Annotated in this window: 7 protein-coding genes and 3 rRNA genes; 8 read left to right on the forward strand and 2 right to left on the reverse strand. The window is 63.9% G+C overall.

Going from position 1 to position 13,048, the window contains the following annotated elements; genetic code table 11:
* Positions 1 to 29: 29 nt before the first annotated feature.
* Genes BLT44_RS09200 through BLT44_RS09215 form a run of 4 tightly spaced genes read left to right on the forward strand, consistent with a single transcriptional unit; the run spans position 30 to position 4,857 of the window.
* Entirely contained in the window at positions 30 to 989 is a 960-nt protein-coding gene (locus BLT44_RS09200) for a LysR family transcriptional regulator (protein WP_010157399.1), read from the forward strand.
* 4 nt (positions 990 to 993) lie between these two features.
* Positions 994 to 2,316: an MFS transporter gene (locus BLT44_RS09205; protein ID WP_010157398.1), complete on the forward strand. Its 1,323-nt coding sequence runs from the start codon at positions 994 to 996 to the stop codon at positions 2,314 to 2,316.
* A 10-nt stretch (positions 2,317 to 2,326) separates the two neighbouring features.
* Positions 2,327 to 3,847 (forward strand): glutamate--tRNA ligase, encoded by a 1,521-nt coding sequence (gltX, locus tag BLT44_RS09210; RefSeq protein WP_010157397.1) that lies wholly within the window; start codon positions 2,327 to 2,329, stop codon positions 3,845 to 3,847.
* Between the two features lie 23 nt (positions 3,848 to 3,870).
* Positions 3,871 to 4,857 (forward strand): NAD(P)/FAD-dependent oxidoreductase, encoded by a 987-nt coding sequence (locus BLT44_RS09215; protein ID WP_010157395.1) that lies wholly within the window; start codon positions 3,871 to 3,873, stop codon positions 4,855 to 4,857.
* Positions 4,858 to 4,863: 6 nt separating this feature from the next.
* Here BLT44_RS09215 and tgt read toward each other — a convergent pair whose 3' ends face one another.
* On the reverse strand, positions 4,864 to 6,210 hold the full coding sequence (tgt, locus tag BLT44_RS09220) for a tRNA guanosine(34) transglycosylase Tgt (RefSeq protein WP_010157394.1): 1,347 nt from the start codon (positions 6,208 to 6,210) through the stop codon (positions 4,864 to 4,866).
* A 540-nt stretch (positions 6,211 to 6,750) separates the two neighbouring features.
* Between tgt and BLT44_RS09225 the strand changes: the two genes are divergently transcribed.
* The 4 genes from BLT44_RS09225 (at position 6,751) to BLT44_RS09240 (ending at position 12,513) form a co-directional block, all read left to right on the forward strand.
* Positions 6,751 to 8,276, forward strand: a 16S ribosomal RNA gene (locus tag BLT44_RS09225).
* A gap of 466 nt (positions 8,277 to 8,742) precedes the next feature.
* Positions 8,743 to 11,849, forward strand: a 23S ribosomal RNA gene (locus BLT44_RS09230).
* A gap of 125 nt (positions 11,850 to 11,974) precedes the next feature.
* Positions 11,975 to 12,091: ribosomal RNA gene (gene rrf / locus BLT44_RS09235) — 5S ribosomal RNA — on the forward strand.
* Together the 16S, 23S and 5S rRNA genes form the textbook arrangement of a ribosomal RNA operon.
* Before the next feature lie 149 nt (positions 12,092 to 12,240).
* Entirely contained in the window at positions 12,241 to 12,513 is a 273-nt protein-coding gene (locus BLT44_RS09240) for a helix-turn-helix domain-containing protein (RefSeq protein WP_074689929.1), read from the forward strand.
* Between the two features lie 10 nt (positions 12,514 to 12,523).
* On the opposite strand, the gene BLT44_RS09245 is transcribed toward BLT44_RS09240, so the two are convergent.
* Positions 12,524 to 12,901 (reverse strand): hypothetical protein, encoded by a 378-nt coding sequence (locus BLT44_RS09245; protein WP_074689931.1) that lies wholly within the window; start codon positions 12,899 to 12,901, stop codon positions 12,524 to 12,526.
* Positions 12,902 to 13,048: the final 147 nt, after the last annotated feature.

The following is a 13,048-nucleotide window of genomic DNA, read 5'->3' on the forward strand; positions in this document are numbered from 1 at the left end:
GAGCTTATGCCTCGGTGTAGACTGCACGCATGACCACGACGCGCACCGCTGATCCCCTCGGTTCGATCGACTCGACCGAGCTCCGCATCCTGCACGCTCTCGCCACGACGGGGTCGCTGACGGCCGCCGCCGCCACGCTGGGGCTCAGCCAGCCCGCCGTGAGCCAGCGCATCAAGCGGGTCGAGGCGAGGCTGGCGGTACCGCTCATCGAGCGGAGCGGGCGGGGCATCAGGCTCACCACGGCCGGGCAGATCCTCGCCGACCACGGGCGAACCGTCGTCAGCGAGATCGACGCCGCTCTGGCGGCGATCGACGACCTCCGCGGCGAGCGAGCCGGCACGCTGCGGCTCGTCGGGTTCCCGAGCGCCAGCGCCACCCTCGTGCCGATGCTCATGCGACGACTGGCCGTGGAAGCGCCCGATGTGGCGCTGCAGTACCGCGAGGCCGAGCCGCCGGCGGCCACCGCCATGCTGCGCGACGGCGAAGTGGACTGCGCGCTGGTCTTCGACTACGAGGGTGCCGCCGAGCTTCCGGCCGGCAGCGCCTTCCTCCCGCTGTGGCGCGAGGAGGTGCACCTCGTCGCCTCCGACGAGCGGGCCGCCGGCGAGCAGTCGGCGAGGCTCGGAGACTTCTCCTCGGAGCACTGGATCGCGGGCTGCGAGAAGTGCCGCGGGCACCTGCTCGCCGCAGCGGGCGATGCGGGATTCGAGCCCGACATCATCCAGGAGACCGACAACGTGCCCGCGATGCTCGCGATGGCCGCGGCCGGCGGCGCCGTCGCACTCGTCCCCGGCCTTGCGCTCGCGGCGGCGCGGAGTCTTCCCGACGACGCCCGGGCGCTGCCGCTCGACCCGCCGCGCTACCGCACCATCGGGCTGGTGTCGATGGCCACGGCGAACGAGAGCCCGCAGGTGCGCCTGGCGAAGCGGCTCCTCGCCTCGGTCGACGGCTCCGCCTGGCGCCTCGAGACCGTCGATCAGGCAGCGTAGTCCGATGACGCGTTCGCAGGTCTCGCCGACGGAACCCGGTGCGGACGAGTCGACGGTCGGCGCTCAGCGCCGCTCCGTGGCGGTGCTCGCGCTCGCCACCGTGCTCGGCGGGCTCGGCGTCGGCGCCTCGCTGTCGGCCGGCGCGCTGCTCATCGCGGACGTGACCGGCAATCCCGCGCTCTCGGGGTTCGGGTCGACGATGAACGCGGTGGGCGCGGCCGTCGCGGGCATCCCGCTCGCGCGTCTCGCGGCCAGGAGGGGCCGGCGGATCGCCCTCGCCTCGGGCAACCTGCTCGCCGTGGGCGGTGCGGTCCTCGTGATCGTGGCCGCGCTCGCGGAGGCCCCCGTGCTCCTCTTCGCGGGCCTCGCCGTGCTCGGCGTCGCAGCCGCCGTGCAGCTGCAGGCGCGCTTCGCCGCGACGGATCTCGCGACACCGGCCCGGCGGGCCCGCGACCTCTCGCTCGTCGTGTGGTCGATCACCGTCGGAGCGGTGATCGGGCCGAACCTGATCGGCCCGGGAGAGGCCCTCGGCTCCGTGCTCGGTCTGCACGCGCTCTCCGGCATCTTCGTGTTCACGATCGTCGCGCAGCTCTGCGCGGGGCTCGTCGTGTGGTTCGGGCTGCGACCCGACCCGCTGCTCGAGGCGCGGAGGATCGCCGTGCGCCGAACACCCGCGAGCAGTGGCGACCACGCCGCCGCCGACGCTCCGGAGGCCCGCACCGCTCTCGGCTCGGCCTCCGCATCCGACGCCGTCCGCGCACCCGCGGCCGCCGGCCGCTCGCCGCAGTTCCTCGCGATCGCGCTCGTCGCTCTCGGCCACGCGGTCATGGTCGGCATCATGGCGATGACCCCGCTGCACCTCACGCACCACGGCGGCAGCATCGAACTCGTGGGCATCACGATCAGCATTCACATCGCGGGCATGTACGCGCTCTCGCCGCTCGCCGGCATTGCGGCCGGCCGGTTCGGCGCGATCCCCGTCGTCATCGCCGGCTTCGTCGTTCTTGGCGCCTCCGCGCTCGGCACCGCGCTCGGCGGCGCGTCCGTTCCCGTCGTGCAGACGTCGCTCGTGCTGCTCGGGCTCGGGTGGTGCATGGTCACCGTCGCCGGCGCGGCGCTCGTCACCGCGCTGACCCCGGAGGCCGATCGCCCGGCGCGCCAGGGCCAGGCCGACACCACCATGAACGCCGCGGGGGCGCTGTTCGGCGCCGCCTCCGGGGTGCTCTTCGCCGCCGGTGGATTCCCCGTGCTGTCGAGCGTCGCGGGCGTGCTGGTGATCGTCGGGATCGCCGTGAGCGTTCGACTCGGGGCGATCGCTCGACGCTAGAATGACGGTGATGTCACACACCGAGAGCCCCCAGTTTTCCACCGCGACCGGCGCCGATGTGCGCGTGCGCTTCTGCCCGTCGCCGACCGGCACGCCGCACGTCGGCATGGTGCGCACCGCCCTCTTCAACTGGGCGTACGCCCGGCATACGGGCGGCACGTTCGTCTTCCGCATCGAGGACACCGATGCGGCCCGCGACAGCGAGGAGAGCTACGGGCAGATCATCGATTCCCTCCGCTGGCTCGGGCTCGACTGGGACGAGGGTATCGACGCGGGCGGGCCCCACGGCCCCTACCGGCAGTCCGAGCGCGGTGAGATCTACCAGGGCGTCATCGAGCAGCTCGTCGCGGGCGGCTATCTGTACGAGAGCTTCTCGACGGCGGAGGAGATCGACGCCCGCAACATCGCAGCCGGCCGCCCGAAGCAGCTGGGGTACGACAACTTCGACCGCGACCTCACGGAGGAGCAGCGGGCCGCCTTCCGGGCCGAGGGCCGCGAGCCGGCGCTGCGCTTCCGCGTGCCCGATACCGACCTGTCGTTCACGGACCTCGTGCGGGGCGACATCACCTTCCCGGCGGGCTCGACGATCGACTTCGTCGTCGTGCGCCCCAACGGTGCGCCGCTCTACACGCTGGTGAACCCGGTCGACGACGCGCTGATGGGGATCACGCACGTGCTGCGCGGAGAAGACCTGCTCTCGTCGACGCCGCGCCAGATCGCGCTCTACCACGCGCTCGTCGAGCTCGGCATCGCGCAGGCGATCCCGCAGTTCGGGCATCTGCCCTACGTGCTGGGCGAGGGCAACAAGAAGCTCTCGAAGCGCGATCCCGAGTCGAACCTGCTGCACCACCGTTCTCGGGGCTTCATCCCCGAGGGCCTGCTCAACTACCTCTCGCTGCTCGGGTGGTCGCTCGCACCGGATCGCGATGTGTTCACGAGCGCAGAGATGGTGGCCGCGTTCGACGTCGCCGACGTCAACCCGAACCCCGCGCGGTTCGACCAGAAGAAGGCCGACGCGATCAACGCAGACCACATCCGCCTGCTCTCGGAGGAGGACTTCGGGCAGCGGATTCTGCCGTACCTCATCGCGGGCGGCGCGCTGCAGATCGAGCCGACGGAGGAGCAGCTCGCGACGATCGCGAAGGCGGTGCCCCTCGTGCAGAGCCGCGTCACGGTGCTCTCTGAGGTGGTCGGGATGCTCGGCTTCCTGTTCACCACCGCTGAGCAGCTCCAGTACGCGGACGATGCGCTCGCCTCGCTGAAGGACGACGCTCCGCAGGTGCTCGCCGCGGGCATCGCCGCGCTCGAGGCCGTGCCCGCGGAGGCGTGGCAGACGGCCCGCATCCAGGAAGCGCTGCAGACCGCGCTCATCGACGGGCTCGGTCTCAAGCCGCGCGTCGCATTCGGTGCGCTCCGGGTCGCCGCCTCCGGGCGTCGGGTCTCGCCGCCGCTCTTCGAATCGTTCGAACTGCTCGGCCGCGAGGAGTCCCTCGCCCGGCTGCGCCGGTTGGAACAGCACCTCATCGGCTGACCGCGAGAAGAGGGCGAACGCACATGTCGCGCAGCGAGGCACCGATCGGTGTCGCGATCATCGGCGGGGGGCCGGCCGGGCTCTCGGCGGGCCTCCAACTCGTGCGCGCCAATCGGCGCATCGCGATCCTCGACAGCAATCGGCCCCGGCACTCGGCCACCCTGCAGTCGCACGGGTTCCTCACCCGCGACGGCGTGTCCCCGCTCGAGCTGCGTCGGCTCGGACGTGAGGAGTTCGAGCGCTACCCGACCGCCATCTACGCGCAGTCGATCACTCGCGAGGTGATCCCGCTCCGCCCCGATGCCGCGCGAGCGGCCGGCTTCCCGGACGGCATCGGTTTCATCGTGCGCGGGGCCGGCATCCGCGGCGCCGCCGATGCGGAATTCACGGCGCGGCGCGTGCTGATCGCGGCGGGCCTCACGGAGGAGCTCCCCGCCCTCCCGATGATCCGCGCGTACTACGGCACGGCCTTGCACAGCTGTGTGGAGTGCGACGGGTTCGAGAAGACCGACAAGCCGCTCGCGCTGATCGGCGAGACGAGCGACGTCTTCTCGCGAGCGCTGCTCATCAGCCGCTTCAGCTCCGATCTCATCGTATTCACGAACGGCGCCGACACGGTGCGGCCGGAGCAGCAGGCGCAGCTCGAACGCATCGGAATCCGCGTCGAGCGGCGGCCGATCGACGACATCGTGGGGGAGCGCGCCGAGATGACCGGGGTGCGCCTCGCCGACGGCGAGGTCATCGCCCGGGTCGGCGGGTTCGTCCGACCGCGCTGGCACGCGCCGGTCGAGTTCCTCGGAGACCTGCCCATCGCACGAGACGGCTGGGGCCTCCTCGAGGTGGACGACCGGGGCGAGACCTCGATCCGCGGCGTGTACGGCGTGGGCGACATCGTGCCCCCGGGCCCGCAGCAGCTGGTGATCGCGGCCGGCAACGGCGCCCGCGTCGCCGCGAAGCTCAATCTCGACATGATCCGCGGCGCGCTCGGCGTGGGGCTCGTGGACGAGTAGCCCGCGCTACGACCGGTCGCCCGCCGGCGCGATCGCGCTCTGCGCAGCCTCGCGCGCGAACTCGGCGCCGTACTGGCGGCCGAGCACCTCTTCGCGCAGTTCCGCGAAGGTGCCGTCGACGATGCTCGCCCTGATGCGGTCGACCAGGCGCACGATGTAGCGCTCGTTGTGGATCGTCGCGAGCGTCGAGGCGAGCATCTCCTTCGCCTTGAAGAGGTGGTGCAGGTAGGCGGCGGTGTAGTTCTCGCACGTGAAGCAGTCGCACTCGGCGTCGAGGGGCTCGAAGCGGCGGCGCTGGGTGGCCGCCTTCGCATTGATGCGCCCGGTCGGCGAGTACATCGAGCCGCCGCGGGCCTGCCGCGACGGCGCCACGCAGTCGAACGTGTCGGCGCCGGCGGCGATCGCCGCGAACAGGTCGTCGGGCTCCGAGATGCCGAGCAGATGTCGCGGCTTGGCGTCGGGGAGCTCGTCGGAGACCCAGCCGACGATCGTGCCGAGGTCGCGCTTCTCGAGGGCGCCGCCGATGCCGAAGCCGTCGAACTCCTGCCCCGTCGCCTCGGCGCCGCGCAGTCCCGCGAGCCCGGCGGCGGCGCTGCGCCGCAGGTCTTCGTACTGCGCGCCCTGGACGACGCCGAACAGCGCCTGGTACGGCCGGTGCGTTCGCGCTGCGGTCTGGCGCGCATGCTCGTCGAGGCACCGCACCGCCCAGCGCTCCGTGCGGGCGACCGAATCCTCCTGGTACTCGCGGGTGTTGAGCAGCGTCGTGCACTCGTCGAAGGCGAACACGATGTCGGCGCCCAGCTCGTGCTGGATGCGCATGGAGACCTCGGGGGTGAACCGGTGCTTGTCGCCGTTCAGGAACGACTTGAACGTGACGCCGTCCTCATCGACGTGGGCGAGCCGCTCCTTGGTCTTCGCGATGACCTCCGATCCGGAGTGCGCGGACTCGGCCATCGAGATGACCTTCTTGAAGCCGACGCCGAGCGACATGACCTGGAAGCCGCCGGAGTCGGTGAACGTCGGGCCGTCCCAGTTCATGAACGCGCCGAGACCGCCTGCCTCGTCGATGAGATCGCTGCCCGGCTGCAGGAACAGGTGGTAGGCGTTCGCGAGTACCGCCTGCCCGCCGAGCTCGCGCACCGTCGCCGGCAGCAGCGACTTCACCGTCGCCTTCGTGCCCACCGGGATGAAGGCGGGAGTCTGGATGTCTCCGTGGGGCGTGCTGATGGTGCCCGTGCGACCGAGTGGCTCGCCGTTCGAGCCGGTGAAGCCCCCGGAGGAGAGTCGGTGCTCGACCTGGAAGCCGAAGTCGGCGGGGGAGGGCGGGGTGGACGGCGCAGCGGGATCATTCACCCGTCCATCTAAGCACTTGCCGCGGCGCGCCCGGGGTGCGTGCGCGTGCTGCGGTTCTGGCCGGGTTTCGGTGGGTGCGGGCAGGTTCGTGTACGGGGCGGGGGTGGGGTGTCCGGTGGGTGTCTGTCACGTGAATCGGCGGATTCGTGCGGGGACACGCCCGGGATGCGTGCTGGTGTTGCCGGGTGGGGCTCGGTGGCCGTAATGTATTCCCTTGTCAGCGCGACGCAGCCGGACTGAAACGGTCCGGCTCATTTACATGCGCTTCTCACCACGAACTAGTGGTAAGTTGGACAGGTTGCTGTTCGGAGCTCTCTTGGTTGGGGGTGACGGGTGGTGTCTGGTCTTTGAGAACTCAATAGTGTGCACTTAAATTGTCATATGCCAATTTGATGTAAAATCCCCGGCACTCGCACGTTGGTGCGGGTGCGGGAGATTCCTTTTTTGGATAACAAGAATCGTCAGTTTTGATGGTTCTGTTGCCAGATTGAACTCGCTTCCCGGTGGCTCGTTTTTCCCGAGCGCGGGGGGCAATCGTTTTTTACGGAGAGTTTGATCCTGGCTCAGGACGAACGCTGGCGGCGTGCTTAACACATGCAAGTCGAACGCTGAAGCTCCCAGCTTGCTGGGGGTGGATGAGTGGCGAACGGGTGAGTAACACGTGAGTAACCTGCCCCGAACTCTGGGATAAGCGCTGGAAACGGCGTCTAATACTGGATATGTCCTATCACCGCATGGTGTGTAGGTGGAAAGAATTTCGGTTCGGGATGGACTCGCGGCCTATCAGCTAGATGGTGAGGTAATGGCTCACCATGGCGACGACGGGTAGCCGGCCTGAGAGGGTGACCGGCCACACTGGGACTGAGACACGGCCCAGACTCCTACGGGAGGCAGCAGTGGGGAATATTGCACAATGGGCGCAAGCCTGATGCAGCAACGCCGCGTGAGGGATGACGGCCTTCGGGTTGTAAACCTCTTTTAGTAGGGAAGAAGCGAAAGTGACGGTACCTGCAGAAAAAGCACCGGCTAACTACGTGCCAGCAGCCGCGGTAATACGTAGGGTGCAAGCGTTGTCCGGAATTATTGGGCGTAAAGAGCTCGTAGGCGGCTTGTCGCGTCTGCTGTGAAAACCAGAGGCTCAACCTCTGGCCTGCAGTGGGTACGGGCAAGCTAGAGTGCGGTAGGGGAGATTGGAATTCCTGGTGTAGCGGTGGAATGCGCAGATATCAGGAGGAACACCGATGGCGAAGGCAGATCTCTGGGCCGTAACTGACGCTGAGGAGCGAAAGCATGGGGAGCGAACAGGATTAGATACCCTGGTAGTCCATGCCGTAAACGTTGGGAACTAGATGTAGGGCCTGTTCCACGGGTTCTGTGTCGTAGCTAACGCATTAAGTTCCCCGCCTGGGGAGTACGGCCGCAAGGCTAAAACTCAAAGGAATTGACGGGGGCCCGCACAAGCGGCGGAGCATGCGGATTAATTCGATGCAACGCGAAGAACCTTACCAAGGCTTGACATATACGAGAACACTGTAGAGATACAGGACTCTTTGGACACTCGTAAACAGGTGGTGCATGGTTGTCGTCAGCTCGTGTCGTGAGATGTTCGGTTAAGTCCGGCAACGAGCGCAACCCTCGTCCTATGTTGCCAGCACGTTATGGTGGGAACTCATGGGATACTGCCGTGGTCAACACGGAGGAAGGTGGGGATGACGTCAAATCATCATGCCCCTTATGTCTTGGGCTTCACGCATGCTACAATGGCCGATACAAAGGGTTGCGATACCGTGAGGTGGAGCGAATCCCAAAAAGTCGGTCTCAGTTCGGATTGGGGTCTGCAACTCGACCCCATGAAGTCGGAGTCGCTAGTAATCGCAGATCAGCAACGCTGCGGTGAATACGTTCCCGGGCCTTGTACACACCGCCCGTCAAGTCATGAAAGTCGGTAACACCCGAAGCCGGTGGCCTAACCCTTGTGGAGGGAGCTGTCGAAGGTGGGACTGGTGATTAGGACTAAGTCGTAACAAGGTAGCCGTACCGGAAGGTGCGGCTGGATCACCTCCTTTCTAAGGAGCACTCGGCACTATGTGCCGCAGATTGGCTCGTTCACAGGCGAATGTTCTGTGCGAGTCGCTCATGGGTGGAACATATGACAAGAGTGCGGTTTGGGTGTTTTGCTGGAGTACGCCGTTTCCGTGAGGGGATGGTTGGAACAGGTGGAATGTTCGGGCTGTGCTTGTGGGTGCATACTATTGGGTCCTGGGAGACCAGCCGGCTGAGCCTTTGGGTTTGGTGGACTGGTTCCTGACCCGCTGTCGGAGGACGTGTTGTCTTCGGGGGTGGGATCGACCGTACGTTGAGAACTACACAGTGGACGCGAGCATCTTGCAGTGTCAGATCATGGATACCGGATCACTCTTTTGGGGTGTGGGGGTGTGTGTGGTGTGGTGCTGCTGATACTAATAATTTCATTGGTCGCACATGCCGTCCCGTTTGCGGGGGGGTGTGTGTGTTTCAAACATATGTATGTGATTTCAAGTTTCTAAGAGCAAACGGTGGATGCCTTGGCATCTGGAGCCGAAGAAGGACGTAGTAATCTGCGATAAGCCTCGGGGAGCCGATAAACGGGCTGTGATTCGAGGATTTCCGAATGGGGAAACCCCGCCAGGGCGCGTGCGTACCTGGTGACTCCCGCCTGAATATATAGGGCGGGTAGAGGGAACGTGGGGAAGTGAAACATCTCAGTACCCACAGGAAGAGAAAACAATAGTGATTCCGGGAGTAGTGGCGAGCGAAACCGGATCAGGCTAAACCGGTCATGTGTGATACCGAGCAGGGGTTGCATGGTCGGGGTTGTGGGACGTGCCGTGAAGGGCTGCTTTCCTTCGAGCGTGAGAGTGAAGCTATAGGAGAACGCCTTGGAATGGGCGACCGGAGTGGGTGAGAGTCCCGTATCCGAAATGGTTTTACCGCGTGGTGTGTATCCCAAGTAGCACGGGGCCCGAGAAATCCCGTGTGAATCTGTCAGGACCACCTGATAAGCCTAAATACTTCCAGATGACCGATAGCGGACTAGTACCGTGAGGGAAAGGTGAAAAGTACCCCGGGAGGGGAGTGAAATAGTACCTGAAACCGTTTGCTTACAATCCGTCGGAGCAGGCTTTGTATCTGTGACGGCGTGCCTTTTGAAGAATGAGCCTGCGAGTTAGCGATATGTGGCGAGGTTAACCCGTGTGGGGTAGCCGTAGCGAAAGCGAGTCTGAATAGGGCGGTTCAGTCGCATGTCCTAGACCCGAAGCGAAGTGATCTATCCATGGCCAGGTTGAAGCGACGGTAAGACGTCGTGGAGGACCGAACCCACTTAGGTTGAAAACTGAGGGGATGAGCTGTGGATAGGGGTGAAAGGCCAATCAAACTTCGTGATAGCTGGTTCTCTCCGAAATGCATTTAGGTGCAGCGTTGCGTGTTTCTTGCCGGAGGTAGAGCTACTGGATGGCCGATGGGCCCTACAAGGTTACTGACGTCAGCTAAACTCCGAATGCCGGTAAGTGAGAGCGCAGCAGTGAGACTGTGGGGGATAAGCTTCATAGTCGAGAGGGAAACAACCCAGATCACCAACTAAGGTCCCAAAGCGCGTGCTAAGTGGAAAAGGATGTGGAGTTGCTGTGACAACCAGGAGGTTGGCTTAGAAGCAGCCACCCTTGAAAGAGTGCGTAATAGCTCACTGGTCAAGTGATTCCGCGCCGACAATGTAACGGGGCTCAAGCACGCCACCGAAGTTGTGGCATTCATATAACAGGTAGGCCTTCGTGGTCCAGCCGTATGGATGGGTAGGAGAGCGTCGTGTGGCGAGTGAAGCGGCGGTGTGAACCAGTCGTGGATGCTACACGAGTGAGAATGCAGGCATGAGTAGCGAAAGACGGGTGAGAAACCCGTCCTCCGGAAGACCAAGGGTTCCAGGGTCAAGCTAATCTTCCCTGGGTAAGTCGGGACCTAAGGCGAGGCCGACAGGCGTAGTCGATGGACAACGGGTTGATATTCCCGTACCGGCGGTAAACCGTCAAAGACCTAACCAGTAGTGCTCAGCTATCCAAAGCCTGTTACGGATCCTTCGGGTGATGTGCGGGTGGCGGTTGCGAACCCGAACTGGGGTGGTGAGCGTGAGGTGTGACGCAGGAAGGTAGCCTGTGCCGGGCGATGGTTGTCCCGGTGTAAATGTGTAGCCCGTCGATTATGAATAGTTTTCGGCTTTGGGTGAGACATGATGCGGACCCGTTAGGGGAAGCAGGTGATCCTATGCTGCCAAGAAAAGCATCGACGTGAGGTTTGCTGTTGCCCGTACCCCAAACCGACTCAGGTGGTCAGGTAGAGAATACTCAGGAGATCGAGATAATCATGGTGAAGGAACTCGGCAAAATGCCCCCGTAACTTCGGGAGAAGGGGGGCCATCCACTTATACGGATTTACTCCGGAAAGGGTGTGGTGGCCGCAGAGACCAGTGGGAAGCGACTGTTTACTAAAAACACAGGTCCGTGCTAACACGCAAGTGGATGTATACGGACTGACGCCTGCCCGGTGCTGGAAGGTTAAGAGGAGAGGTTAGACTTTCGGGTCGAAGCTTTGAATTTAAGCCCCAGTAAACGGCGGTGGTAACTATAACCATCCTAAGGTAGCGAAATTCCTTGTCGGGTAAGTTCCGACCTGCACGAATGGCGTAACGACTTCCCAGCTGTCTCCACCGTGAACTCGGCGAAATTGCAGTACGAGTAAAGATGCTCGTTACGCGCAGAAGGACGGAAAGACCCCGTGACCTTTACTACAGCTTGGTATTGGTGTTCGGTGTGGCTTGTGTAGGATAGGTGGGAGACTGTGAAGCTCAGACGCTAGTTTGGGTGGAGTCGTTGTTGAAATACCACTCTGGTCATATTGGATATCTAACTACGGACCCTGATCGGGTTCTGGGACAGTGCCTGGTGGGTAGTTTAACTGGGGCGGTTGCCTCCCAAAAAGTAACGGAGGCGCCCAAAGGTTCCCTCAACCTGGTTGGCAATCAGGTGGCGAGTGTAAGTGCACAAGGGAGCTTGACTGTGAGACTGACAGGTCGAGCAGGGACGAAAGTCGGGACTAGTGATCCGGCAGTGGCTTGTGGAAGCGCTGTCGCTCAACGGATAAAAGGTACCTCGGGGATAACAGGCTGATCTTGCCCAAGAGTCCATATCGACGGCATGGTTTGGCACCTCGATGTCGGCTCGTCGCATCCTGGGGCTGGAGTTGGTCCCAAGGGTTGGGCTGTTCGCCCATTAAAGCGGTACGCGAGCTGGGTTTAGAACGTCGTGAGACAGTTCGGTCCCTATCCTCTGCGCGCGTTGGAGATTTGAGAGGATCTGACCCTAGTACGAGAGGACCGGGTTGGACGGACCTCTGGTGTGCCAGTTGTTCTGCCAAGGGCATGGCTGGTTGGCTACGTTCGGGATGGATAACCGCTGAAAGCATCTAAGCGGGAAGCCGGCCTCGAGATGAGATCTCCGTACACCTTGTGTGTGTGAGGCTCCCAGTAGATTACTGGGTTGATAGGCCAGATGTGGAAGCGCAGTAATGTGTGGAGCTGACTGGTACTAATAAGCCGATGACTTGATTTCTTCCCACCCTTTTGTGGTGGGGCATGATGTGTGTTTGTAACGATTGTTTCGCGTCCACTTTGTGGTTCTAGACGTACGGCCACGCAGCCACCCTTGGGGTGGGTGTGGTCATATGTGAATAGAGTTACGGCGGCTATAGCGTCAGGGAAACGCCCGGTCACATTCCGAACCCGGAAGCTAAGACTGACTGCGCCGATGGTACTGCAAGGGGGACCTTGTGGGAGAGTAGGACACCGCCGGACACCTTTTCTGAGGCTCGTGCTGGGGTGGTCACCATGATGGTGATCGCTCGGGCACGGGCCTCAATTTTTTTGTGCGTGCGGGTATCCCCGCACTTGTTGTGACTGATCGTCGGTGGACTCATCGTCCGCATTCGGGGCAGGGTGGTCGAGTGGAGATTCCAGCGCATCGCAAAGCTTTCGGTACCCGTCTTCGCGAGTTGCGCGTCGCTCGCGGGTGGAGCTCGCAAGAGGCCTTCGCGTTGCATGCCGGTCTGGATCGCACGTATGTGAGCGGGATCGAGAGCGGCCGCCGCAATCCCACTCTGGACGTGCTCGCGCGGATCGCGGGCGCGCTCGAGGTGCCGTTATCGGATCTGTTCTCGCTGGTCACGCTCGAGATGGGTGCCCAGGCGTTATCGAGCTCCGATCGGCGCCGCGGGTAGCACCCGTTTCTCACCACGCGCCCTCGAACACGCGCCCCTGCGGGATGGCCCGCACGAGGCGGGCGTAGGATGCCCGGAACGCGAGCGACTGGGCGGGGCCGAGATCGAGCTCGATCAGTGACGGGTGCGGAGCTCGTGTGCCGGGCATTCTTGTGAGGTGCTGCGCTTTGTCGTTCTCGGGCGCCCAGATCGTGACGTGGGCGCGCGCACGGGTTCCCGGGATCGCGAGCTCGGCGAACTCCCGCCCCGCAGCGAAGATGACGGGGTGTGTGAGCCACGCCCAGAGCTCGGGGTCGTCGCCGTAGACCACGGTCGACCCGGCGGGGTCGATCTCGTCGAACAGGGCGATCACGAACGGGTGGTGTGGGGGGACGATGCTGCGTGCCATGCACTACTCCTGTTCCTCTCCGCGTCGCGTTGCCCCCGCAATTCCCGTCGACCGACCGACAGGCCTGTGACGCATGGTCTACAGCAACCATTCTGCCGCACGCCACCGACACCCGCAGAACAGACCGCTCCCTCGCCCGATCATTCC

Source organism: Leucobacter chromiiresistens (genome assembly GCF_900102345.1).
Taxonomy (GTDB): domain Bacteria; phylum Actinomycetota; class Actinomycetes; order Actinomycetales; family Microbacteriaceae; genus Leucobacter; species Leucobacter chromiiresistens.